We start from the raw sequence: 24795 nt of genomic DNA, 5'->3' as shown, positions 1-24795 counted from the left end.
CGGCGCCTTCGGTGAAGATACCTCGTTTCTTACGCGATGCGCTCGATTTGCCGCAGGTGCGGTCTGCTTCCTGCGCTATGATGCCAGCGAAAAAAGATGACAAAGCGGGATTTCGCGCGGCGGACAGATTCGCTCGTGCCGCATCCCGCGCCAGAGGTGATAGCATGCCGCGTTTCTTTCCCAATTCTACACTGGTCTTTTCCGGCTTAGGGTATGGCCCGGACGGCCCTTACCTGCAGATGAACGACCTTGGGGCGAAAAAGCAGATGCGCCTTCCTGTGCTAGGGCGCACGTTTACCATGAGAAAACTCCCTCAGCGATACTGCATAGGCCCTTTCGACCTGAAGACGTATGAATCTTCCGCGTGCGATTTGGCGGCGGAGCTTCCCGACGAATCCACGTACAAAGACGATATGTGCCCGGCGTGTCGCGAAAAAACGGGCTTCAATCCCGCGTTCTACAACGCGGAAAGCATCTCGCCCCAGCAGCGTGCTTACAACCTGACGCCGCATTTCGTGTACATGGCGTACTTCTCGCCGGCGCATCTAAAAGTGGGCATTTCTTCAGAGACGCGTGGCATAGAGCGCCTGCTTGAGCAGGGCGCGCGCGTCGCCGGCATTCTTAAACGCTATCCCAATGCGGACGAAGCTCGAGCCCTGGAGGCGCATCTTTGCTCGCAGGACGGCATCCTGGAAACCATGCGCCTCGGTACGAAGAACAAATTGCTCAGCGAACCCTTCGACGCGCAAGCCGCAATGGAATGCGTGTATGAAACGGCGCGCCGCTTCGACATAGAGCCCGAATGCGGCGTGCTCGATTTGACGCCGTATTATTTCGGCAAGGTCGACGCGATTCCCGATCTTATTCAAGTTCCCGACGGAAGCCCTGAAGATGTTTGCGGGGGCCTCTGCGTCGGCATGATCGGCGGAACGCTCGCATTTGAGCAAGAGGGCAATGTATTCGTTGTCCCGGTGAAGGATTGGGAGACGCACGCGGTCGAAATCACCGTGGGCGAGGTGCTGTGCGAATACGAATACGAGCCGCAGCAGATGGGATTGTGGTAATGACGCGCGAAAACATGACGCTTGATGCGCTTGGGCAGGGTAAGGATGCGATCATTGCTTCGGTCGAATGCGAAGAGGCTTCGCTGCGCAAGCATATTCTGGATATGGGTCTCACGCCGGGAACCGAAGTGACGTTTGTCAAGTGCGCCCCTATGGGCGATCCCATGGAGGTGCGCCTTCGCGGTTACGAGCTTACGCTTCGCAAGGAAGACGCCGCCCATATTTACGTGCGCGACGTGCATGACGCGCACGATGTCCGCCGCGTTAATCCGGGCCAGACACAGACCGACCATCCCGGCAAGGGCGAGTCGCGTTCTTTTCGTCCTCGGGCTACAGGTCGCGTCCATGCGGACGACGCCCCGCTCACCTTTGCGCTTGCCGGTAATCAGAACTGCGGCAAAACCACGCTGTTCAACCAGCTGACGGGCTCGAACCAGCATGTGGGCAACTTTCCCGGCGTAACGGTCAGCCGCAAGGACGGCGCTATCCGCAAGCACGAAAACGCAATGGTAACCGATCTTCCGGGTATCTACTCGCTTTCTCCCTACACGGGCGAGGAAGTGGTGACGCGCGAATTTCTGCTGCGCGACAAACCCGACGGAATCATCAACATCGTCGATGCGACAAATATAGAACGCAACCTCTATCTGACGCTGCAGCTCATTGACCTGGATATTCCCATGGTGCTGGCGCTCAATATGATGGACGAAGTGAGCGCGAACGGCGGCACGATTGATATCAACGCGCTCGAGCGCGAGCTCGGAATTCCCGTGGTGCCCATTTCCGCCTCGAAAGGGGAAGGCATCGACGAGCTGGTGGAGCATGCGCTTCATGTCGCCCGCTTCGACGAACGTCCTGGCCGTCAAGACTTTTGCCGTCCCGACGCGGCCGACGGCGGTGCGCTGCACCGATGCATCCACGGTATTTCAGAGCTTGTCGAAGACCACGCTTCACGCATGAAGGTGCCCCTGCGTTTCGCCGCGACCAAGCTTGTCGAAGGCGATGCCCTGGTGCTTGAATCGTTGCATTTCGACGAAAACGAGAAAGACGCGATCGAGCGCATCATCGTTCAAATGGAGGAAGAAGGCGGAACCGATCGCATGGCGGCTCTTGCCGATATGCGCTTCCGCTTCATCGAGGACGCGTGTGACGCCACGGTGGTCAAGCCCGCGGTAAGCCGCGAGCACAAGCGCAGCATGGCGATCGACCGTGTGCTTACGGGCAAATTCACGGCCTTGCCCGTGTTTGTGCTGATCATGGCTGTGGTGTTCTGGCTGACGTTCGGCGTGTTCGGGGAGATTCTCAGCGGCTGGATGGATGCCGCCGTATCGTGGGTCACCGACCTCGTTGATGCGGGGCTTTCCGCCTGGGGTGTTAACGAAGTGGTGCATTCCCTGGTGATCGACGGTGCGTTCGCGGGCGTTGGGAGTGTCTTGAGCTTCCTGCCTATTATCGTGGTGCTGTTCTTTTTCCTGTCGTTGCTTGAAGATTCTGGCTACATGGCGCGTGTGGCATTCGTGATGGACAAGCTGCTGCGCAAGATCGGCCTTTCGGGCAGAAGCTTCGTCCCTATGCTGATTGGCTTCGGATGCTCGGTGCCCGCCATCATGGCGACGCGCACGCTTCCGTCTGAGCATGACCGCAAGATGACGATCATGCTGACGCCGTTTATGAGCTGTTCGGCGAAGCTTCCTATCTACGCCCTGTTCACAGCGGTGTTTTTCCCCGAGCATGCAGCGCTTGTGATGGTGCTGCTGTACGTGATGGGCATGGTTGTGGGCGTGCTTGTGGCGCTGGTGCTCAAGCGCACGGCGTTTAAGGGCGATCCCGTGCCGTTCGTCATGGAGCTTCCCAGCTACCGCCTGCCTTCTCTTGGTAACATGGGTCGCTTGGTATGGGACAAGGCGAAAGACTTCATCACGCGCGCGTTTACGATTATCTTTTTGGCATCGGTTGTCATCTGGTTCCTGCAGACGTTTGACATGCGCCTGAACGTGGTCGAGAACTCTGCGGATAGTCTGCTTGCCGCGCTCGGCGGGCTGATTTCTCCTGTGTTTGCCCCGCTCGGTTTTGCTGATTGGCGTGCGTCCACGGCGCTTGTCACGGGCTTTATCGCCAAGGAAAGCGTGGTCAGCACCCTGACCGTTCTGTTGGGCAGCGCTTCTGCCATTACAAGCCTGTTCACGCCGCTGACGGCGTTTGCCTTCCTGACGTTTGCGCTGCTCTATACGCCGTGCGTTGCCGCTATTGCTGCGGTGAAAAACGAGCTCGGCATGAAGAGCGCTCTTATCGTGGCCGCCATGCAGTGCGGTGTGGCGTGGGTTGCAGCGTTCGTTGTGCGCATGGTCGGCATGGCTCTCGGTTTGGGGTAGGAGTTCGCAGTCGGTTTTGTTCGCCACAATCCTGGCCATAGTATGGTCTTGCTCATGAAAGAAGAGTGACGCGCTTGTCTCCGAAAGGGGGTGGGCGCGTTTTGCTGTAGAGCATCAGGAATGCAACGGTCGTCGCATTGTTGCAGCGGTACAAGCCCCCATGGGTATAATGAGGAAAACTAGGGGCTTTTCGACGCTGCCCAAGCTCTGTGTCGCATGTATTTCGCGGTGCTGCAAAAGCAAAGGTTTGCGCCGTCTTGCCTTGGTGCAGGCAATAGGATACGGAGCGTGCTGCCATGGCTTTTGTCGAATTTCGCGATGTGCGCAAGGTGTATACCATGGGCGAGGTGAAGGTGGCGGCCGTCGACGGCATGACCTTCGACATCGAACAGGGCGAACTCGTCGTGGTTGTGGGCCCGTCCGGATCCGGCAAAACCACGCTGCTCAACATGCTCGGCGGCATGGACTCGTGCACGTCCGGCTCTATCAAGCTCGACGGACGCGAAATCAGCCAGTTCAGCGCGAAGGAACTCACCGACTATCGCCGTTACGACATCGGCTTCGTTTTTCAGTTCTACAACCTGGTGCAAAATCTTACCGCGCTTGAAAACGTGGAGCTGGCATCCCAGATTTGCAAAGACCCTCTTCCTGCCGCCGATGTGCTGGCCCAGGTGGGGCTTGCGCATCGTATGGACAATTTTCCGGCGCAGCTTTCTGGCGGCGAGCAGCAGCGCGTGGCCATTGCGCGCGCGTTGGCGAAAAATCCCAAGCTTCTGCTCTGCGACGAGCCTACGGGCGCGCTCGACTACAAAACGGGCAAGGCCATTCTGAAATTGCTGCAGGACACCTGTGTGCAAACTGGGCGCACCGTTGTCTTGATCACGCACAATTCCGCATTCACGGCAATTGCCAATCGCGTCATTCATATCAAGGAGGGCAAGGTGGAGGCCATGGAACTCAACGATCATCCTATTTCCGCCGAAACCGTGGAGTGGTAAGCCATGAAAAACGCGTTTAGCAAAGGCGTCTTGCGCTCCATAACCCATTCTCTCGGACGTTTTCTTGCCATTGCGATTATAGCGGCGCTCGGCACGGGGTTTTATGCCGGCCTGCGTATGACCGGTCCCGACATGCGTCTTGCCGCCGATCAGTATTTCGATGCGACGCACATGGCTGATTTGCGTGTGGTATCGACGCTGGGTCTAAGCGACGAAAGTCTGGATATGCTTCGAGACGTGGAAGGCGTGGAGGATGTCATGCCGGCACGCGAGGTGGATGTGCTGGCCACGGTCGAAGACGTTCAGTACACCATGCGCGTGCAGTCGTTTGACACGGCGGCGGCTCGCGCGTCCGACACGTCGGACGGCGTTCATGCATATTCGGATGACGCGTCCTACCTTAACAGGCCTATTCTCGTTTCGGGCTCGTGGCCCGAAGGTCCGAACGAATGCGTGCTCATGGCCGATGTGGTCATGGACGGTTCGGTGGCGGCGGGCGATACGGTCACCGTGCTTGAGGGCACGCAGGACGTTGACGAGACGCTATCGACGCGCACATACACGGTAACGGGTTTCGTTCGCAGTTCGTATTATGTCTCGCCGACAAGCTTGGGGACGACCTCGCTTGGCAGCGGCGCTCTTGACCAGGTCATGTTCGTGGGCGACGAGGGCTTTGCCTCCAATGCGCCCTACACCGAAGCGTTCATTTCGGTGGCAGGCGCGACTGACGAGGCGGCGGGAAGCGACGCTTATCAGGCGAAAGTAGATGAAGTTGCGCAGCGCATAGAAGAGTGCGGCCTTGCGGCGGCTCGTCTTGATGAAGTGAAATCCGAAGCTCAGAAGGAGCTCGACCAGCAGCGTGCAGATTACGAAACGCAAAAGGCGGATGCTGAAGCGCAGCTCGCCGACGGCAGGACCGAGCTTGACAACGCTGCAGCCCAACTTGAAGACGCTGCGGCCCAATTGAGCAGCGGTCAGGCGGAGCTTGATAACGCCGCCGCGACAATCGCGGCGAGCGAAAAAGAGCTCGCCGACGGCCAGGCTGCCTACGACACTGGCGCCGCTGAGCTTGCCGGGCAACGAGCGTCCGCCGAAGCGCAGCTTGCTTCTGCCCAGGCGCAGATAGACGATGCCCAGGCGCAATACGACCAGGCCATGGCAACGCGCGAAGAGCTTTCGAGCCAACTCTCCCAGGCGCAATCGGGTCTTGACCAGGTGAATGCCGCCATCGATGCGAACATGCCGGCAATCGACCAGGGAATCGCGCGCGCCAAGCGCATCGTTGACGGGGCGAAGGAAAACATCGACAAGCTTGACCCTTCCGATCCCGAATACGACAAGAAGCTCGCCGCTTTACAATCGTGGCTTGCGTTCGGCGAGCAGACGCTCTCTGAGCTGCAGGGGCAGAAGGACGCGCTTCTTTCCCAACAGGCGCAGTTTGATGACGCTGTTGCACAGCTTACGGCGGGTATCGCGCAAATCGATGCCCAGACCGCTGGCGTGCCGGAGCAGCTTTCCGCTGCGCGCGACGAATTGGCGGCGCAGCGCGTTGCTGCCGAAGAAGCCTTCGCTACGGCGCAGTCCCGGCTTGACGGTGCAGCCTCTCAGCTCGCAAGCGGCCGCTCGCAGCTTGATGCGGGGAAACAGTCGTATGCGGCGGGCGCTGCCGAGCTTGAAAGCGGCAAGGCCGAATACGCTTCGGGTCTGGAGTCTTACGAAGAGGGTAGGGCGGAATACGACGAGAAGGCGGCGGATGCCGCGGCGCAGTTCGCCGATGCCGAGACGAAGCTTGCAGACGCGCAGGCGGAAATCGACGCGCTTGAAGCGCCGGAGATCATGGTGCTCGACCGTACGAAGAACATCGGAGCGGAAAGCTTCGTTTCCGATGCGGGGCGTATAGACCGCATTGCCATGGTGTTCCCGTTCATCTTCTTCTTGGTGGCGGCGTTGGTGTCTTTGACCACCATGACGCGCATGGTGGAAGAAGAGCGCGTGCTCATTGGCACGTACAAAGCGCTGGGCTACAGCAAGGCCCGTATCACGTCGAAGTATCTGATTTACGCGGTTGTGGCTAGCGGCGTGGGCGCGGCGGTCGGCATTGTGGCGCTGTCGCTCTTCCTGCCGTATTTCATCATGAATGCGTACTCCATCATCTACGCGGTTCCCGTTCGTCCGACGCCGATCGATCCTGGCATGGCGCTGCTTTCCGCCGGGTTGGGCGTGGGTATAACGGTGGCGGCAACGTGCTTCGCGGCCGCGTCCACGCTGCGGGAGACCCCGGCGGCGCTTATGCTCCCGCGCGCGCCGAAGGCGGGCAAGCGCATTCTTCTCGAGCGCGTCAAGCTGCTGTGGAGCCGCATGTCGTTTTCCTGGAAGGTTACGGCGCGCAATATCTTCCGCTACAAGCGGCGCTTCTTCATGGCCGTCATAGGCATTGCCGGCTGCACGGCGCTGCTTTTGACGGGTCTGGGGTTGCAAAACGCCATCAACGATATCATCGACAAGCAATTCGGAGAAATCTATCACTACAACATGGTGGTGCGCGAGGCGGATGACGTTTCGCAGGAAGACGCCTCGGCCGTCGGCGGCATTCTTGCCGACACCGGTCTTGAATCGGCCCATGCGGCGGCCCACACCGAGAATATGCTGGCGGCTCGCGTGGACGACCCCAACGGAGAACAGCAGCGTTTCGAGCTGATCGTCCCTGAGGACCCCCAGCAGTTCTCCGAGTATGTAACCATGCGCGAGCGCGTGGGGCACGACCCGCTGAGCCTCGATGGCGAAGGCGTTGTCATAAGCGAGAAGCTGGCGAACGAGCTGGGGCTTTCTACGGGCGAAACCATGCTGCTCTTCGACGAGGATGCTGTAGGAAACGCCACGGGCGAAGGTCGCGAGGTGCGTGTTTCGGGCATTATGGAAAACTATGTGAGCCAGTATGCGTTTGCAACGCCCGAGGCCTTTGGCAAAATATCGGACGAAGCGCCGGCGTTTACTACGTTGTTTGTGAAGGCGACCGAAGACGAAACCCAGCGTGCTGCGCTTTCCGACGAACTTTTGGCAATAGACGGCGTGAAGACCGTGGGATTCAATGATGAAACCATCGAGTCGTACCGCACCATGCTCAAGAGCGTCGACGCGGTGGTCGTAGTGCTGGTGGTTGCGGCGGCGGCGCTTGCGTTCGTGGTGCTGTACAACCTCACGAATATCAACATCACCGAGCGTCAGCGCGAGATTGCCACGCTTAAGGTGCTTGGCTTCAATGCGCGCGAAGTAAACGCCTATATCTATCGCGAGACGCTTTTGCTTTCGGCGATAGGCGCACTGGTGGGCTGCGTGCTGGGCATTTTCATGGAAGGCTTCGTGGTGGTGACGGCCGAGGTGGACCAGGTGATGTTCGGTCGTGAGATTCATGCATTGAGCTTCGTTACAGCGTTTGTGCTTACCATGCTCTTCTCGGTGCTGGTAACGCTGTTCATGCGCAAGAAGCTCTCGGATATCGACATGGTAGAAAGCCTGAAGTCGGTGGAATAAGGCAGGGGAAAGGTTGCTATGAATATTCGGTCGTGCTACTTCGGGCAGACGGCTCAGCAAATCGTTACTGACTATTTCTCGTGGCTGAACAGGACTCGCGGTCTTGCAATTGCAGCGGCTGTGGTGCTTGGCGTGGTTGCTATCGCGCTCGTTTTCCTCGAGTGTATGGTCGGTTATTTCGTGTGTCTTGCCGCGATTCTTGCGACAGCTTGGATGCTCAGGGCGAAGATCGGCAGAAGGTTTCGAGGTCTGCTCGACATTCTGGGCTTCGATTGCGACGCCGAGAAATACCGCGAGGTTATCGAGGGCGTAGCGCAGCGCGATAAAAGACAGCGTTCGAAGGGCACATGCTTAACCGAGTTGGCTCTGGCGCATTATCACGCGAATCGCCCGATGGATGCCTTGCGGCTTCTGTCCGAGGTGTCGTTCAAGTCCGAGAAAAACATCCTATGGGTGCGTACGTACAACGTCGAAGCCATTGCGCGCAATGCCGTAGGAGACATTGCCGGCCGCGATGCAGCACTTGAGCGTATTGCGGCGTTTCGTGCCGGCACGGGCATCAATTCGGCGAAGCGTGCGGTCATTGACGACATTTTGCTCGGGCTGAACGTGCAGTTTCGTCCTGCCCAACAGTGGGGACCGGCTGATCTTGATTGCATGCGAAAGAATGCGGCACTTGCCGATTCTCGCTTGACCTGGATTTCTTGGAAAATCTGCGAAGCGGAATACCAGCTTGTGCATGGGGATGCGCAGGAGGCGGCTCTTCTTCTTGGCGAGGTCGTTGAAGGTCCGGTCACGCCGCGTGCTGCCGCCAACATAGAGCGTCTTCGCGCGTTGATGTAGTCGATTTCTGGCATTCGTGCTGTTTTCGCATAGGCGTGCTTCTTTGCCCTGAGGCGGTTCGTTTCTGCGCTTTGCAAAGCAGAACGATGTTTCAAAGTGCACATCGTTTTCTTAAATAGTGCATATTATTGGATCTTTTATCCACCTATTCATGTATTTCAGCGAAAAATATGGCACAATTCAATGCGCAAACATTGATGCGTATTCGCTTCGCGCGAAACATTGGCTCTGAGAAGGGGCGGCTCATGACGGTCGAGCAGAAATACTTGGACAAGGCGGATGTTCTCATAGAGGCGCTTCCTTACATCCGTCGCTTTCATGACAAGGTTATCGTGGTGAAATATGGCGGCGCCGCCATGGTCGATGATGGTGTCATGCGTCGCGTCATGGGCGATATTGTTCTTTTGAAGCTTGTCGGCTTCAAGCCCATCGTGGTACACGGCGGCGGCAAGGAAATCAATCGCTGGCTCGAGCGCATAGGCATAGAGCCTCATTTCGAGAACGGCCTACGCGTGACTGACGAGCCCACCATGGAAATGGCGGAGATGGTCCTGTACAAGGTCAACAAAGAGCTCGTGTCCATGGCGGAATCCTTCGGCGTTAAGGCCATTGGCGTAAGCGGCAAAGACGGCGCTCTTATGAGGGTCAACAAGGCGTATCCCGATGGCGAGGACCTCGGGTACGTGGGAAATATTGACTCCGTTCGCCCCGAGATGCTCGAAGGGTTCCTTGAAGACGACTACATTCCCATTGTCTGTCCGATCGGGCTTGGTGAGGAATTTCATTCCTACAACATCAACGCCGATGTTGCGGCATGCGCTATTGCAAAGGCCATGCATGCCGAAAAACTCGCGTTTCTTTCGGATATCGAAGGTGTTTATCGCGATCCGAAAGACCCGTCAACGCTGATTTCGGAGCTGCATGCCAGCGAGGCGCGCCAGCTGATCGAGGACGGCACGGTGGGTGGCGGCATGGTTCCCAAACTGCAGGGATGCATCGATGCCGTAGAAAACGGCGTTACCAGGGTTCATATTCTCGACGGGCGCATTCGCCACTGCCTGCTTCTGGAGATCTTCACAAATAAGGGCGTTGGCTCCTCGGTCATCGGGGACAACACGCCGAAGTTCCATAGCTAGTTCTGGTCCGATTTTTCGGCTGTATAAAGAACGAAATGCCACCGTCGTGTGCGGAGGCGTTTCGTTCTTTGCGGGTTTCTATGCTGCATCCAATGAGGATGCGTAGCGTCTATGCAAAAGGCTTTCTATGGACATGAGGGCAATGCCGGTCCAAACGAGCGCGAAGCATACGCCGTGTGCGAGCGTGAATGCTTCGCCGAAAAACGTTACGGCCAAAACGAGCGCGATGGTGGGGCTGACGTATTGCAGGAAGCCGATGATGACCATGGGCACTCGGTTTGCCGCCGCCGAATACAGCAGCAGGGGGATGGCTGTCAGCACTCCCGCGAAGACCATCAAAAACATCTTAAGCGGCTCGTAGGTTACGGCCATGGCGTCGGGCGTTGCGGGCACGAGCGCCCAAAGCGCGGGCATGAGCGTTCCCGCCCCGAAAATGATGCCGCCCATGATGCCGGTGAGCACCGATTCTATCGCCATGCCGGGAAGGGCCGGGTAGCCGGCCTTTTTCTTGACGGCTCCGTAGGCGGAAAACGTGAGGGCCAATGCGAAAGAAATCCAGATGGCGCCGCCGTTAACGGCGATGAAGAACGTGACTCCGCATGCTGCAAGGCCAAACGCGACCTTCTGCATGCGCGTGAGGCTCTCGTGAAATACGATAAGCCCGAAAAGGATGTTGAACAAAGGGCAGAGGTAATAGCCTATGCTCGTTTCCAGCAAATGTCCGCTGTTGGCGGCCCAAATGTAGACGCCCCAATTAGCGGAAGTCAGAACGCCCGATGTGATGAACGTACGCAAGGCGCGCGGGTCGCGCATGAGGTATAGGAACTTCGTGCGCTTGACGAATGAACACAGAAGAACGATGAAGACGCACGACCATACCATGCGGCACGTGAGAACCAGAAGCGCGCTTTCGCCCGAAAGAAGGCGCCAGTACAAGCACATGAACCCCCACATGACCTGGCAGCCAAGCGCTTCGAGGAAGCCGGTTCTGTCGAGACGTTCCACGCTGGTTCCTTGCGGATTCGAAGGGGCGTTTTCGACATGTGATGCATGGGCCATGGTTCCTCGATGCTTGCGGGCGGTTGTTGTCGATCGCCATTATAAAACGACTGCGCTTATCGAAAGCGAATCGCCTCCTCTTTCTTGGACGGTTGGAAATAGGAGGCGATTCGGGGTGCGGCCAGGGGGATTGTTGCGTATGGGCGTGTTCGCGCGGGCTTAGGAATGTCTTGTTTCCTGGTAGATTTCGCGAAGGCGGGGGATGAAGTTGGCGGCAAAGTTCTTCTTGCTGCCGTTATTGCGGTTTTTGACGTAGGCGAATCCGATGATGGAGAACACGATTGCGCCGCACATGTTGACGAAGATGTCCGCCATGGAATCATGGATGCCGATATCGAGGTAGCCGTTGGGGATAACAACCGTTTCGCCCGAGGCTGTAGTTATCGTAGTGCTAACGATGTCTCCCACATGGATGGCAACATTGGAATTCGTGGGGTCGAGCGTTACCGAGCTGAAGGCGGCCACGATCGTGTCTTTCTGCATGTCAAAGCCCACGAAGGTGTCCATCGTGTATTCGAAAAGTTCCCAAAGCGCACCGATGGTCATGGAAAAGCAGAAAGCCGTGATGGCCATGTAGATTGGCGTAAGCTGCAAGCGCGATGCCTGGCTGCGGTTGAGGATGTCGGCCAAGGCGAATCCGATGCCTGCGGCAAGAAAGCCCCAAAGCGTATGGAGCATGGTGTCCCAGAAGGGGATCTTTACGTAGAAGGCGTCTATTTCTCCGAGAATTTCTGCAGCGAAGATGAAAAAGAGAATGATTCCTTCAAGGACGTTGGGGATTTCTATCTGCAATTTTCGTTCGAGGAAATCGGGTATTGCGAAAAGAACGAGGACAAGGATACACAGGAGCGCGTATTCGTACCTTGCTTCGAAAATCGACCGGATAGCCACGACGACAACGACGATGCGCAGTACCAGATAAATGCCGAACAGCCAGGGTTGGTTCTGTGCGGTTTTTTTCGCTCCGGAAAAGTAGCGGGCAAGTGCGTTCATGGGATAACTCTCTCGTGATGGGGCTTTTCGCCCTCGTGCTTGCGTACGCGTCGCTCTATGGAAGCGAGCGGGATATGGGCAAGTATAACGAAGAGCCGCCGTGTTTCGGTTGCAGATAGGCGAGACGTTGCGCTCCCGATGTAAACCGTCGCAATTCGAGAGCGCGGGTGCGTGCTTTGAGCACGACGTGGGGCGGCATGTTTGGAGCGCGACGTGAGGCGGCGTGCATTCGTGCGAAATGCACGCACGAAGCGGGCAAGCGCCTACGCCTTGTCTTCGCGAAGAAGATTCGTGCAAAGCTCGACGAATCTTTTCGTTGCGTCGGACGGTGTAAAGGCATGCAGAAGGGCGCCGCGCGCGTCGCAGAAGCTTGCGAAGTCCACAAGGGCGCATATGTCTTGCCATCGGTCATCCGACTGGGCGAGTTCGACCAGGTCTATGCTCCCTCCGATGTGCTGCACGACTTCTGATTCCTCGTCGTAAATATCATCTATGGGGACAAGCTCCAGATGAAGGGACGAGTCGAGCTCGTGGATTCGGGGCCAAAGATCGAGGGTTATTCGCGCGGGGCACAGCACCGATACGCCGAGGCGAACCGTGGTGCCTCCGAAGGCTTCTTGCTCCTTGGCGCGTCTTAGCATTCCTTCGGTCTGTCGCATGAGGGCTCGGGCGTCTTCGACGACGGATGCGCCGGCGGGCGTGAGAAAGACACCTCTTCTCGTACGGTTGAAAAGCACGACATCGTATTCGTGCTCGAAAGTTTCGATGCGTTTTGCAAGAGCGGGGGTCGATACGCCGAGGCGCTTTGCCGCCTTTGAAAAGCTTCCGCTTTCTGCTGCGGCAACGATGGAATCAAGCCGTCGGTCGTACACGAGTCACCCCTTTCTTCAAAATGCACTTTTCCACAAAGTATCAACTAATTCTTAATAACAAGATCCTGTTTTCCTTTAAACATATGGAGTATAGCGGAAAAACTGTTTTGATTTAGTTAATACTCAAAGAGAGAAGAGGCAACGATTCCAGAGTTGTTTTTGCATGACGATAGGGAGAAACGCGCAAAAAAGCCCGCCGGTTTCCGTGTGTTGCTAGAAACCGGCGGGCTTGATGTTTGACGAAAGCTGTGATTGTGGAAAGAAACGTACGAGGGTTTTGTTGAATTGTGGAAAATTGCGGGTGGGCTGCAGGTCCGATTCGGAATGCCTACATCCCGCGCGACATGACTATCTTTCCCGTTCGGGTGAGCTGTTTTATGCCGTACGCTTGGAAGAGATCCTCGAGAGCTCCGAGTTTGCTCGCATCCCCTGTTGCCTCGATGGTAAGCGATGTCTTGCCGACGTCGACCACTTTGGCGCGGAAAAGGTTCGCAATTTCGATGACCTCGTGGCGCCGTTCGGCGGGGGCGCACACTTTGAACAGGGCGAGCTCGCGTTCGATGGCGTCTTCGTCGGTGAGGTCGTGAATCTTGTATACGCTCACTAGCTTGTTCAGCTGCTTGGTAATTTGCTCGAATCCTACTTCGTCAGCGTCTACGATGATGGTCATGCGCGACATGGTGACATTTTCAGTAGGGGCGACGGTGAGGGATTCTATGTTGAATCCTCGACGCGAGATGAGGCCTATCACGCGCGAGAGCACACCAGATTTGTTTTCAACGAGGATGGAGAGGATATGCTTCATCGTTCATTGCCTGCTTTCTTGTGCGCCGAGGTTGAATGAGCCGCGTCATCCTCGGTTGGGCGCACGCCTCCGATGGTGAGGTCGATCGCGTCGATGATGTCGTTGATGGCGGCGCCGGGAGCAACCATGGGATAGACGTTCTGGTCGGCAGAAATGCAAATGTCGAGCAGATACGGGCCTTTGGAAGACAGCATGCGATCGAGGGCGGGCGAGACTTCCTCGGGAGATTCGATGCGTTCTGCTTGCCATCCGTATGCGTCGGCGAGTTTCACAAAGTCGGGGTTGGGGTCAAGAATCGTGGAAGAGTATCGCTCGTGATAGAACAGCTTTTGCCACTGATGCACCATGCCGAGCGCTCGATTGTCCATGAGGGCAACCTTGACAGGAACGTTGTTGATGGCGGCGGTTGCCATTTCTTGGCTGTTCATCTGAAAACTGCCGTCGCCCGCCACGCAGACAACCTGCGCATCGGGGCATCCGATTTGGGCGCCGATGGCGGCGGGGAATCCGAACCCCATGGTTCCAAGTCCGCCGCTTGAGAGGAACGTGCGCGCATGTTCGCGGCGAATGCGCTGGTGCGCCCACATTTGATGCTGCCCCACTTCGGTGGTGACTATCGAGGTGTCGGGGTCGAGTTTCTGAGAAAGCTGGTCGAGGACGACTTCGGGGATGATTTGACCGGGAGAATCGTTCGGGTCATCGTGGGAAAAGGGCCATCGTTCGCGCCATTCGTCGCATTGCTCGAACCATGGCGAGCCGACGGGGTCGATTTGCATTTTGGCGAGCTGTTCGTTTATATCGGCAAGGACGATCTGGGCGTCGCCGACGATGGGGACTTGCGATTCGCGGACTTTTCCGATTTCTGCTGGATCGATGTCGATATGGATGACGTTTGCGTGCGGGGCGAACTCGGAAAGCTTGCCGGTAACGCGGTCGGAAAAGCGCGCTCCTACGCATATGAGCAAATCGCACTTGGTTATGGCCATGTTTGCGTATTTCGAGCCATGCATGCCTACGGGGCCGAGATTGAGCGGGCTGCTTGAAGGAAAAGCTCCTTTGCCCAGAAGGGTGCATACGACGGGGATTCTCATCGATTCAGCAAGCTCTTTCAGTTCGGCGCATGCGTGGGACGAAACGATGCCGCCGCCGACGTAGAGCAAGGGACGCTTGGAATCTCTGATAAGGCTGCATGCTTGCTTGACCTGCTTGGCGTTTCCCTTGTAAGTGGGTCGGTAGCTTGGGAGGTTGACGCCGTCGGGGTAGTTAAACACCATGTCCGAGCCTGCGAGGTCGCTGGGGATGTCGATAAGAACGGGCCCTGGTCGGCCGGTCGAGGCTATATAGAACGCTTCTCGGAAGGTTTTGGTCAGATCGTCGGTTGATTGCAGCAGGAAGCTATGCTTGACCACGGGCATGGTGATGCCCACAATGTCGGATTCCTGGAACGAATCGGTGCCTATGACGCCGCGCGTGACCTGGCCGCTGATCACGACCAAAGGGATAGAATCCATGTATGCAGTGGCTATTCCCGTGACGGTATTCGTAGCGCCCGGGCCGCTGGTGACCAGCACAACGCCCACTTTGCCGGTTGCGCGCGCGTAGCCGTCTGCCATATGCGTGGCGCCTTGCTCGTGGCGCGCGAGCACGTGGCGAATTTTCCTGCTGTCATAGAGGGCGTCGTAAATCTTAATGGCCTGACCGCCCGGATAACCGAAGACGGTATCGACTCCCTCTGCTTCGAGCGAGGCTATGACGGCCTGCGCGCCGGTCATGACGGTGCCCTGCTTATCGGTGTTGCTGCCCGGGCCGAACGGCTTGCCCGCTATGGCGCGCGCTTTGCGGGCAAGCTGGTCGTGCTGGGTTTCTGGTTTCATGGAAGATGCGCCCCCTTATCTGCGCGCCCGAGGGAGCCCAGGGCGCTTATCGAGGGTTCGCATGGGCCTGCCCGGATGGGCCGTCTTGCTCGCCCTGTTTTGCATTTGTCGAATGGTGCAGATTATAGGGCCGTTTTGCGGGGAGGGTGTCGCTATCGTGCTTTATTTCGATAAAGTGCCTGATTTGACAGTTGTAATAGTCTTGTCGAGCTAAGGGCGCGAGACAGCGTTAGCTCGACGAGGTTGGGCCGGAGCCTTTTGGTCCGGCCCAATCGGTCTATTGTTCTTTGACGGGGTATTGCATCATCTCGTCTATGGTGATGAAAGAGAACCCTTGTTCCTTGAGGTACGGCAGGGCGATGCGCAATGCCTCTACGGTTTGCGAGCGATCGCCGCCTCCGTCGTGCATGAGGATGATGTCTCCGGGCGTGGCGTTTTTAAGCTGATTTGCGACGGCGGAGGCTCCAGGGCGCTTCCAGTCGAGCGTATCGATGTCCCAGCCGATATCGGCCACGATAATATCTTCAAGGTTCTGCCATACTTCAAGGGGGAAGTTTCCGCCTGGTGCGCGCATGACTTTGCTGGCGTCTTTCCCCGTCGCATCGGCAATGGCCTGCATGCCCCGCACGATTTCGTCGCGCTGCTCATCGCGCGACATGAAAGAAAGGTTGACCCCTTGTCCGCTTCCCGAGGCGTGGTCCCAGGAGTGGGTGCATACTTGGTGGCCTTCATCGGACTCTCGTTTGACCAGTTCAACGCCCGGTCCCGCTATGCGCTCGCCGACGGTGAAAAACGTCGCCTTCGCTTCATTATCTCTCAGGATGTCAAGAATAGCCGCCGTGTGGTCTTCCCATGGACCGTCGTCGAAGGTGAGGGCTATGACCTTTTCGCCTCCTGTATCGGGGTAGGCGCGTTGATAGATGCGGTTTTCGCCTTCTTCCTTCGTTTCGACGATGACCTCCTTGCCCGAGGTTTCGCCGGTTTTGACAACGGCAAGACCCTGCGTGCCTTGCGCGGTGATGGCGTGAATGGGACCGTTGCCCAGTTCTGCAGCGTTAGGGCCGATGGCTTTATCTTCCGTTCGGGAAGGTTCTTCCGTATCGACTCCGTCGAAGAGCGTGAGCACGTCGCCGTCAGCAAGGGCTGCGGAGGGGTCGGTTGCTTCCTGACCGTTGATGGTCGCCGTGAACGGCGTTCCGCCACCTTGCGTGATGACCTCCCCGGTTATATCGACGAGGTTTCCCGGCGTGATGGGGGTTCCGCTTTCGTCGAGAACTGTCTGCAGGGTGCGCTCGCCCTTGATTTCCAAAGCGGAGCCATTGACGGATACGGTGATGGGCGTCATGCGCTTGAATGCAGAAAAGCCGAAAACGCCGACGGCGACAAGAGCCGTTGCTCCTGCGGCTATGAAAAGGCGTCTTGAAATGCGTGGATTGAGAAACGGCCTCTCGTCCCAAAGAGGCTGATATCCTTGGGGAGGCGTGTCGGGGGCATGCTGCTTGCCTTCTGATTGCCCGAACCGATGGGCCTGCGTCTGCTCTGCCGCATGGTTGTGGTCCGCGCTATCCACGTCGAGTTCATGTTTGGGGATTTTCGGCGCAGGCGCTGTTTTTCGGGACTGCGTTCCATGAACGCGGCGACTTTGGGATACGGAAGGCCGGCTATGTCGGCTGCCCGTTTGTGCTGTATTCGATTCCTGGCGATAGGTGGGGTGCGGTTTCGCCCCGTGCTCAGTGCTCATGGATGCCTTTCGTGTACGTTTTTCGGTAGGTTTCGACATCATGCTTATACGAACAACCAGTCTATCGCATAGCACGAAACCTGAAAGGCGTTTTAAGAAAACGTCAACTCCTTCACGGCTTTACCATCTATTGCCATGTAATGCGTATCATTTTTTTGGACAATAACGTCGAAGAGACGTCATCCGGAACGTGCGAAATATGGGCATTTTCCCCAAAAGCTTGCCGACTTCGTTGCAAAGCGTGTGTCGCAGGGCATAATGTTTTTCATGAAAAAACGAAAGAATACCTCCAATCAAGAGAATACGCCGGCTTTCGTGCCCCAGAGTGCGGCTTTGTCGCGCGGTTCCGCTTCGCGCATGCGTAATTCGATGGTTCCTGCGTCGGCCTATTCTTCCGCTCAGTCCTACGGTAGGGACGCCTACATTTCCAAAAAGTCCAAAAAAGGGAAAAAACCGCTCATTGCATGCGCGGTGATCATGGCTTTGCTGCTTATAGCGGGCGGCGTTGCCTTTGGCGGCGTTGTCTACATGAACAGCATTTCTGACAAGCTGCATGCGAACGTGACGGAAGAGCTGACCAACGCGCTTTCCGCCGAAGAGACGGTTCCCGGAGAGCCGTTTTATATGCTCATCTTGGGCGTTGACCGCTCTGAAGAGCGTGTTGAAAGCGGAGAGTACGGCGACACCTATCGAAGCGACTCGATGATTCTGACCCGTGTCGACCCTCGGCAAAAAACGGTTACTCTCGTTTCCATCGAGCGTGATACGTATGTGAACATCGAAGGGCACGGCCCTAACAAAATCAATGCGTCCGCCGCATTGGGGGGGTCTCCTCTTGTGGTCGACACCATTTCGAAATTTGCCGGCGTGCCCATTTCTCATTACGTGGAGATAGACTTCGACGGGTTCAAGGCCGCAGTCGATGCTCTTGGCGGCATTGACGTGGATGTTCCCGTTACCATTGATGACGATGATGCGGGCGGTTACGTCGAGGCGGGCCAGCAAACGCTCAATGGCGACCAGGCTCTCATCCTGTGTCGCAGCCGCCATACGTATGACGAATACGGCAGCGGAGACTATTACCGCATGGCGAACCAGCGCATGGTCATGGGAGCCATTGCCAAGAAGATTCTCGCTTCGGACGTCGTCACCATGGCGAACACCATCAATGCTATGGCTGACTACATCACGACCGATATGGACGTGCAATCCATCGTCTCTGTTGCGACGGAGATGCACGGCATGGATGTCGAAGAGGATATGTATTCGGCGATGAACCCCACCACCCCAACGTATGTAAATGACGTGTGGTACGAGTACTGCGATCTTGCCGCATGGCGGGAAATGATGGGTCGTGTCGATGCGGGCCTACCGCCTTACGCCGATGAAGAACGCAACGCCAACACGGGCGGAACGCTCGACGGCAAAGTCACGGGCGTGCAAGAGCTGGGGACGGATGCTTCCGCCACCGGAACGAGCGCCACCGAATCGGGCGTCACGGAAAGCCTCGATGCATACGGCACGGAGGGTTCCTATTAATCTTCTTGGCAATATCTTGTGGTTTTCTTCCGAGATGGTCAACATCATGTGTTCCAAAGGCGGCTTTACGGCCGCCTTTTCTATGTAATCCCATGTGAAACGTGCTTTTTATCGTGTAGATTCATCAGTTTAAGGGCGCATTTTTTCATTTTTAAGATGTCGTTAGGATACGATGCATATGTGCATATAGATATGCGCACATGAATCGATTAGATGGGGCGTACCCTTTTACGATGCGTTTGCCGCAACGCCGCGGGCGATGCTGCGGTCGTGCGCTTTCGCGCGTGTACGTCGCTGCATGATCGAGGAAAAATCGAACAGCTAGGAGATTATCCCCATGGCACGAAGGCCCAGTTCTTACGATTCGCTCCCCTCGAGCGAACCGTTGCGCCGCTCTCGCACCGACCGTCAGGACGATGCGGATTTCTCGCCAAGGCCGCGCGACGTTTCGTCGTATTCTCGAAGCGCTTACACCAGGGACTCTCACGCGCAATGCGAGCCTGCTACGACGGATTCCGCGTATTCGCGTCGTTCCGCACGTGACGAGTATGCTCGTACGCGTGCGAAGAAGAGTCGTAGGAAAAAGGTTCTCATCGGCGTCGTGTCTGTTCTTGCGGCGCTCATTATCGGCGGAGGCGCCGCTGCCCTTGCGTACGTTGGCGTATTGAACGGCAAGCTCACGGGTGACATCGGCGACGATCTGGCTTCCGTCTTGGATAACAGCAAAGCGGCGAGCGATCCGTTCTATATCCTTCTCATGGGCGTCGACCGTTCTCAGGAACGAGAGGGAAGCGCCGAGTACGGGGATTCCTTTCGAAGCGACTCCATGATTCTTGCGCGCGTCGATCCCCAGGAAAAGAAAATGACGCTTATCTCGATCGTGCGTGATACGTACGTGAATATCGATGGGTATGGGGAGAATAAAATCAACGCTGCGCATGCGCTTGGCGGCCCTGCGTTGACGGTGAAGACCGTTTCCGAGTTTGCAGGCGTTCCCATCTCGCATTACGCGGAAATAGACTTCGACGGATTCAAGGCCGCGGTCGATGCGCTTGGAGGCATCGACGTGGATGTTCCCATGGAAATCGACGACGAGGATGCTGGCGGCTATGTTGCCGCGGGCCCTCAGACTTTGAGCGGCGACGAGGCGCTTATTCTCTGTCGAGCTCGCCACGCCTATGACGAGATAGGCGCCGGCGACTTCTACCGTGCGGCGAACCAGCGCATGGTCATGGGCGCAGTGGCAAAGAAGCTGCTCGAATCCGATCCGGCCACCATCGCCACGACGGTTGCATCGCTTTGCGATTACATTGACACCGACATGAGCGTGACCGATATCGTGAACACGGCTGTCGCCATGAAGGGGATGGACACGTCGACCGATATCTACTCGACCATGAACCCTACGATTTCCTCCTACGAAAACGGCGTATGGTACGAGTACAGCAACAACGAAGCGTGGTCCGCCATGATGAAGCGCGTCGACGCGGGAGAGCCGCCTACGGTGGACGCTTCCGACTCGGCTAATAACGGAGGCGTGACCGATGGCTCTATCGACCCAGAAGTCATTGCCCAGAATGTTTTGAGCGGCGATGAGTCATCCAATGGCGTCACGGGCTCTATCGTCGTTCGCAACGGAAGCGGCGTCAGCGGCGTTGCGGCGGATGCGTCGAGCGTTCTTTCGAACCGCGGCTATGATATCTCGTCCGTCGGGGATGCCGATTCCTACGACTACACGAATACCATCGTCGTGTATGACGATTCGGCGAATGCCTCTTCTGCGCGCGCCATCGCCGAAAGCCTCGGTGCAGGATCGGCTGTTCAGAACGACGGCACGTACCTGTTCGACGGGGATTATCTCGTCATCATCGGCTCGGATTATTAAAAGGCGGAGTCGGGCGGTCCATCGGTTGCCTGCCGGATGTTCGGCGCCGTCTTTGGCGCTCATCGTTAGGGTTTTGCAAGCTTTCCGTTATGCTCGCGTTGTCGTTTCAAAAGCGGCCTGTGGCTATAATCGTCATAGGCCGCTTTTTAGAGCGAAAAGAGGAAGAAATGACTGATCAAAATACCACCACCCCTTCGGCGTCGCAGAAGCAAAACGAACCCTCGGTCGAACAGGTTTTCACGCCGGCCGTTGACGCCTTCCAGGGCAGCGCCCCTCAGGTTCCGAACGCAGGCGCCGCACCACAGGCAGCGCCCTTTTCTTCGGCGGGCGGTTCGTCGCCGCAAGCCGCTCCTGTTCCTCCTGCTGGCAATGTGCCTCCGCAATCCGGATTCGTCCCCCCGACGGCGGGAATGCCCCCTCAGCCTGGGTGCGCTCCTGGCCCCCAGAACATTCCGGGACTGCCCCTCGTTCATCTGACGGGAGGCATGAAGTTCGGATGGGCCGTCGTGGGATTTCTCATGGGGCCGGTCGCCATCCTGCTCGCCTGGCTTACGAACGCCCATAATTTCCCTGAGGCGAAAAAGGATGCGATCAAGTTCTCCCTGTTCGGCTTTTTGGCGCAGTTCCTTATCTGGTTTGTGCTCATCGCGCTTTTCGGGTGCGCTACGTGCGCCGCAGTGACATCCGCATTCACTTCGTATCCGTACTATTATTAATCGATAGAAAACGACAAGAGGCCGGGGCTTGGGCTCCGGCCTTTCTTGTGTAAGAGCAGTTTCTGCCTTTTTCGCTACGAAGGTATCGGCTTTTCATGCGGGTAGGGGGCGGCAAAGAGCGTGGCGCGAAAGAGCCTCGAAGCTTCCATTGACATATCGTGTTTTCTTGCTCGGTGTTTCCGTATCGTTGAACCCCGCTTCGTGCGGAGTGATAAACTCCCATGCCGATATCTAACGTACGAGAGGGCTTGCATGAACGCGGATTCGCTTGCTTCGAGGCAGCGGCAAGACGGCTGCTACTGCGAAGAGGACATAGAGAAGATATTGTTCGATCGCGAGGCGATCGAGCGTCGTGTGCGCGAAATGGGCCGTCAGATTACGGAAGATTACCGAGAGTGCGCGCAGTGCCAAGGAGGAGAGGGAAAGCCTCGGCTTCTTGTGGTGAGCGTTCTTCGCGGAGCCGCCATCTTCATGGGGGACCTTGTTCGCGAAATCAACCTTCCGCTCGAGATGGACTACATGGCCGTTTCTTCTTACGGCGCTTCCGCCAAAAGCTCTGGGGTTGTGCGCATTCTCAAAGATATTTCGTCGCAGATCGAAGGAAGGCATGTGCTTGTGGCAGAAGACGTGCTCGACTCAGGTCTGACATTGAAGTATCTTCTTCATGTTCTGGAATCGCGCAATCCCGCATCCATCCAGGTTGCGACTCTGCTGCGCAAGGCCAATCCGCGGCAGGCGGACGTCGAGTGTGCGTATGTCGGCTTCGAATGTCCGGATGATTTCATTGTCGGCTATGGCCTCGACTATGCGGAACATTATCGAAACCTGCCTTATATCGGCATTCTGAAACCCGAGATATATCAAGGAAAATAATGAGCGAAACTCCTCAGAAAAACGAAACCAAGACCGCGCCCGACCACACGCCGAGCGCACCCCAGCAGCCTTCCGGAAACGAGGCGCCCAACGTCCCCGAGCATCGCGCTCCTCAGGCTCCTGCGGCGCAGCCTACGGCACCCCGTTTTGATCAGGGGAAGCCTTCCGATTCCCACCAGGAGCCCGCAAGGCCCCAGTCTCCCTTTGCCGCGAAGGGCCGCAAAGAGGGAGAGGCCCCGTTCGGCCTCGATCCGAAGGATGCCAAGCAGCTCATGTCCAAACCCCCGCAACGAATTAGCATCATCTCGGCCTTGCTGTTCCTCCTGGTGGCGTTTTTCGTCGGCAGCCAGATGATGAATCTCATGAACACGAAGGAAACCGACGCGCTTATCACGTCGGAGTTCGTCCAGGCCGTAGAACAAGACCGCGTGAAGAACGTGGTCTACGATGCGGGCAATTACACGGTTTCCGGATCGTATTACCCTGCCGCTACAGCGGGGTCGACCGCGTCGGATGCGTACAACGCCGCCATCGAGGCGCTCGATGCCAAGACCGAAAGCCTTCTTGGCCCCGGGTCTGCCCAGGTGGAGACCACCGAGCTCAGCGAACAAACGCTGGGAACGGAGCGTAAGTACACCTCCACATATGTCGGCCAGGACTCCCTTATGCAGCTCTTGTCGGCCCATCCCGACATTCAATACCAGGTCAAGCTGCCGGATGGATTCATGGATGCCCTCCTGAGCCTGCTTCCCATGCTTTTGCTCGTGGGCCTCATGATTTTCTTCTTCGTTCAGATGAACAAGGCCAATAACTCGCAGATGTCTTTCGGCAAAGCGAAAGCGAAAAAGACCGTCGAGGAGCGCCCTGATGTTCGCTTCGACGACGTGGCTGGCGAAGACGAGGCGGTAGAAGAGCTGCAGGAAATCAAGGACTTCCTGGTCAATCCCGGTAAATACCAGTCCCTCGGTGCGAAGATTCCGCGCGGCTGCCTTCTCGTGGGCCCTCCGGGCACGGGCAAGACGCTGCTCGCACGCGCTGTTGCGGGCGAAGCCAACGTTCCGTTCTTTAGCATTTCCGGCTCTGAGTTTGTCGAGATGTTCGTCGGCGTGGGCGCGAGCCGTGTTCGCAGCCTGTTCGAACAGGCGAAAGAGGCGGCGCCGTCCATCATCTTCATCGACGAGATCGACGCTGTCGGTCGTCAGCGTGGTACGGGCCTTGGCGGCGGCCATGATGAACGCGAGCAGACCCTCAACCAGCTGCTCGTTGAAATGGATGGCTTCGAGAAAAACGACGCCGTGGTGCTCATTGCCGCAACGAACCGCGTTGACGTCTTGGACCCCGCGTTGCTTCGTCCCGGTCGTTTCGACCGCCAGATCGTGGTGGATGCTCCGGACGTGCGCGGCCGTGAAAAGATTCTTCAGGTCCATGCGAAGAACAAGCCGATCGGCCCTGATGTCGACCTTCCTCGCATCGCCAAGCTGACGAGCGGCATGACTGGCGCTGATCTGATGAACCTCATGAATGAAGCGGCGCTTCTTACGGCTCGTCGCAACAAGACCGCAATCGGCATGGCGGAAGTCAATGAATCCATGGAACGCCTGATGGCCGGTCCCGAGCGCAAGAACCGCGTCATGAACGACAAGACTCGTCGTGTCATTGCGTATCACGAGTCGGGACATGCGCTTGTGGGTCATCTGCTGCCCAACGCCGATCCCGTGCATAAGATCACCATTGTTCCGCGCGGCATGGCTCTGGGCTACACCATGTCCATTCCCGATGAAGACAAGTTCCTGGTGAGCCGCAACGAAATGTACGACGACCTCGCTGTGTTTTTGGGCGGCCGCGTGGCGGAGGAAATCTTCTGCGGAGACATCACTACCGGCGCTTCGAACGACCTCGAACGCGCTACCAAGCAGGCCCGCAAGATGGTCACGAGCTACGGTATGTCCGACGCACTTGGCCAGCAGACTTTCGGCCAGCCGAACCACGAAGTGTTCTTGGGTCGCGACATGGGCAACACGCAGGACTATTCTCCGGAAACCGCCCAGCGCATCGATGAAGAGGTTGCGCGTCTCATGAAGCAGGCGCACGATACGGCTTACGCCATCCTTTCCGAGCGCAAAGAGCAGATGGAATTGATGGCGCACGTTCTTATGGAGCGCGAAACCGTCGATGGCGAAGCGTGCGAGGCTCTGCTTGAGGATAGGTGGGAAGAGTATCTTGCCAAAGAGCAGGAGGAGAATCGCCTTCGCGCCGCTGCGGAAGAGGCCGCCAAGGCCGAGGCCGCTGCGAAGCTTGCCGCCGAAGCCGCCGCTGTGCAGATGCCCGGCGTAGGGTCGGCAACGGCTTCTACGGCCGCTCCCGAGCAGGGCGACGTAGTTTTGACTGGCGATTTGCCGAAGGCTCCTACGGTGTATGATCCCGTCGACGGCTCCGAAACGCATCAGGCTCGCGATCGGGCGGAGCGTACGGACACTCATGACGCCTCATAAAG

The 24795-nt window shown here is 57.3% G+C and carries 17 protein-coding genes; 11 read left to right on the top strand and 6 right to left on the bottom strand.

Going from position 1 to position 24795, the window contains the following annotated elements; genetic code table 11:
* Positions 1–164: 164 nt before the first annotated feature.
* The 6 genes from HMPREF9451_RS07600 to argB all read left to right on the top strand — a co-directional run bounded on the left by HMPREF9451_RS07600 (position 165) and on the right by argB (position 9944).
* Entirely contained in the window at positions 165–1064 is a 900-nt protein-coding gene (locus tag HMPREF9451_RS07600) for a DUF2797 domain-containing protein (protein WP_009139723.1), read from the top strand.
* A complete protein-coding gene (feoB, locus tag HMPREF9451_RS07595) occupies positions 1064–3436 on the top strand; it encodes a ferrous iron transport protein B (RefSeq protein WP_009139722.1) in 2373 nt (790 codons plus the stop codon). The genes HMPREF9451_RS07600 and feoB overlap by 1 nt, the downstream gene beginning before the upstream one ends.
* Positions 3437–3732: 296 nt before the next feature.
* Complete coding sequence (locus HMPREF9451_RS07590; RefSeq protein ID WP_009139721.1) at positions 3733–4434, top strand: ABC transporter ATP-binding protein; 702 nt, start codon at positions 3733–3735, stop codon at positions 4432–4434.
* Between the two features lie 3 nt (positions 4435–4437).
* On the top strand, positions 4438–7965 hold the full coding sequence (locus HMPREF9451_RS07585) for an FtsX-like permease family protein (protein ID WP_009139720.1): 3528 nt from the start codon (positions 4438–4440) through the stop codon (positions 7963–7965).
* A gap of 18 nt (positions 7966–7983) precedes the next feature.
* Positions 7984–8808 carry a hypothetical protein gene (locus HMPREF9451_RS07580; RefSeq protein ID WP_009139719.1) on the top strand — a complete coding sequence of 275 codons (825 nt, stop codon included), beginning with the start codon at positions 7984–7986 and terminating at the stop codon, positions 8806–8808.
* Positions 8809–9053: 245 nt separating this feature from the next.
* A complete protein-coding gene (argB, locus tag HMPREF9451_RS07575) occupies positions 9054–9944 on the top strand; it encodes an acetylglutamate kinase (protein WP_009139718.1) in 891 nt (296 codons plus the stop codon).
* A gap of 78 nt (positions 9945–10022) precedes the next feature.
* Here argB and rarD read toward each other — a convergent pair whose 3' ends face one another.
* The 6 genes from rarD to HMPREF9451_RS07545 form a co-directional block, all read right to left on the bottom strand.
* A complete protein-coding gene (gene rarD / locus HMPREF9451_RS07570) occupies positions 10023–10949 on the bottom strand; it encodes an EamA family transporter RarD (protein ID WP_009139717.1) in 927 nt (308 codons plus the stop codon).
* 213 nt (positions 10950–11162) lie between these two features.
* Positions 11163–11996 (bottom strand): hypothetical protein, encoded by an 834-nt coding sequence (locus tag HMPREF9451_RS07565; protein WP_009139716.1) that lies wholly within the window; start codon positions 11994–11996, stop codon positions 11163–11165.
* Positions 11997–12259: 263 nt separating this feature from the next.
* Positions 12260–12868 (bottom strand): LysR family transcriptional regulator, encoded by a 609-nt coding sequence (locus HMPREF9451_RS07560; RefSeq protein ID WP_009139715.1) that lies wholly within the window; start codon positions 12866–12868, stop codon positions 12260–12262.
* A gap of 328 nt (positions 12869–13196) precedes the next feature.
* Positions 13197–13673 carry an acetolactate synthase small subunit gene (gene ilvN / locus HMPREF9451_RS07555; RefSeq protein ID WP_009139714.1) on the bottom strand — a complete coding sequence of 159 codons (477 nt, stop codon included), beginning with the start codon at positions 13671–13673 and terminating at the stop codon, positions 13197–13199.
* Complete coding sequence (gene ilvB, locus HMPREF9451_RS07550; RefSeq protein WP_009139713.1) at positions 13670–15547, bottom strand: biosynthetic-type acetolactate synthase large subunit; 1878 nt, start codon at positions 15545–15547, stop codon at positions 13670–13672. The genes ilvN and ilvB overlap by 4 nt, the downstream gene beginning before the upstream one ends.
* A gap of 277 nt (positions 15548–15824) precedes the next feature.
* Positions 15825–17117, bottom strand: a complete 1293-nt coding sequence (locus HMPREF9451_RS07545) for a polysaccharide deacetylase family protein (RefSeq protein ID WP_232204100.1) — start codon at positions 17115–17117, stop codon at positions 15825–15827.
* A 438-nt stretch (positions 17118–17555) separates the two neighbouring features.
* Between HMPREF9451_RS07545 and HMPREF9451_RS07540 the strand changes: the two genes are divergently transcribed.
* The 5 genes from HMPREF9451_RS07540 to ftsH all read left to right on the top strand — a co-directional run bounded on the left by HMPREF9451_RS07540 (position 17556) and on the right by ftsH (position 24793).
* Entirely contained in the window at positions 17556–18827 is a 1272-nt protein-coding gene (locus HMPREF9451_RS07540) for an LCP family protein (RefSeq protein WP_232204099.1), read from the top strand.
* A 337-nt stretch (positions 18828–19164) separates the two neighbouring features.
* Positions 19165–20712 carry an LCP family protein gene (locus HMPREF9451_RS07535; protein ID WP_009139709.1) on the top strand — a complete coding sequence of 516 codons (1548 nt, stop codon included), beginning with the start codon at positions 19165–19167 and terminating at the stop codon, positions 20710–20712.
* A 167-nt stretch (positions 20713–20879) separates the two neighbouring features.
* Positions 20880–21428 carry a hypothetical protein gene (locus tag HMPREF9451_RS09510; RefSeq protein ID WP_009139708.1) on the top strand — a complete coding sequence of 183 codons (549 nt, stop codon included), beginning with the start codon at positions 20880–20882 and terminating at the stop codon, positions 21426–21428.
* A 252-nt stretch (positions 21429–21680) separates the two neighbouring features.
* A complete protein-coding gene (gene hpt, locus HMPREF9451_RS07525; RefSeq protein ID WP_009139707.1) occupies positions 21681–22301 on the top strand; it encodes a hypoxanthine phosphoribosyltransferase in 621 nt (206 codons plus the stop codon).
* Complete coding sequence (ftsH, locus tag HMPREF9451_RS07520; RefSeq protein WP_009139706.1) at positions 22301–24793, top strand: ATP-dependent zinc metalloprotease FtsH; 2493 nt, start codon at positions 22301–22303, stop codon at positions 24791–24793. The genes hpt and ftsH overlap by 1 nt, the downstream gene beginning before the upstream one ends.
* Positions 24794–24795: the final 2 nt, after the last annotated feature.

It is taken from the genome of Slackia piriformis YIT 12062 (assembly GCF_000296445.1).
In the GTDB taxonomy this organism is placed as follows: domain Bacteria; phylum Actinomycetota; class Coriobacteriia; order Coriobacteriales; family Eggerthellaceae; genus Slackia; species Slackia piriformis.
The sequence above is the reverse complement of the archived record's forward strand: the minus strand, read 5'-3'. Positions and strand labels throughout refer to the sequence as shown.

What these genes read in the sequence shown, in the direction of transcription:
- HMPREF9451_RS07600 (WP_009139723.1), top strand. Translation starts at nt 165, where the DNA reads ATGCCGCGTTTCTTTCCCAATTCTACACTGGTCTTTTCCGGCTTAGGG.
- feoB (WP_009139722.1), top strand. Translation starts at nt 1,064, where the DNA reads ATGACGCGCGAAAACATGACGCTTGATGCGCTTGGGCAGGGTAAGGAT.
- HMPREF9451_RS07590 (WP_009139721.1), top strand. Translation starts at nt 3,733, where the DNA reads ATGGCTTTTGTCGAATTTCGCGATGTGCGCAAGGTGTATACCATGGGC.
- HMPREF9451_RS07585 (WP_009139720.1), top strand. Translation starts at nt 4,438, where the DNA reads ATGAAAAACGCGTTTAGCAAAGGCGTCTTGCGCTCCATAACCCATTCT.
- HMPREF9451_RS07580 (WP_009139719.1), top strand. Translation starts at nt 7,984, where the DNA reads ATGAATATTCGGTCGTGCTACTTCGGGCAGACGGCTCAGCAAATCGTT.
- argB (WP_009139718.1), top strand. Translation starts at nt 9,054, where the DNA reads ATGACGGTCGAGCAGAAATACTTGGACAAGGCGGATGTTCTCATAGAG.
- HMPREF9451_RS07565 (WP_009139716.1), bottom strand. Translation starts at nt 11,996, where the DNA reads ATGAACGCACTTGCCCGCTACTTTTCCGGAGCGAAAAAAACCGCACAG.
- ilvN (WP_009139714.1), bottom strand. Translation starts at nt 13,673, where the DNA reads ATGAAGCATATCCTCTCCATCCTCGTTGAAAACAAATCTGGTGTGCTC.
- ilvB (WP_009139713.1), bottom strand. Translation starts at nt 15,547, where the DNA reads ATGAAACCAGAAACCCAGCACGACCAGCTTGCCCGCAAAGCGCGCGCC.
- HMPREF9451_RS07540 (WP_232204099.1), top strand. Translation starts at nt 17,556, where the DNA reads ATGAAAAAACGAAAGAATACCTCCAATCAAGAGAATACGCCGGCTTTC.
- HMPREF9451_RS07535 (WP_009139709.1), top strand. Translation starts at nt 19,165, where the DNA reads ATGGCACGAAGGCCCAGTTCTTACGATTCGCTCCCCTCGAGCGAACCG.
- HMPREF9451_RS09510 (WP_009139708.1), top strand. Translation starts at nt 20,880, where the DNA reads ATGACTGATCAAAATACCACCACCCCTTCGGCGTCGCAGAAGCAAAAC.
- hpt (WP_009139707.1), top strand. Translation starts at nt 21,681, where the DNA reads ATGAACGCGGATTCGCTTGCTTCGAGGCAGCGGCAAGACGGCTGCTAC.
- ftsH (WP_009139706.1), top strand. Translation starts at nt 22,301, where the DNA reads ATGAGCGAAACTCCTCAGAAAAACGAAACCAAGACCGCGCCCGACCAC.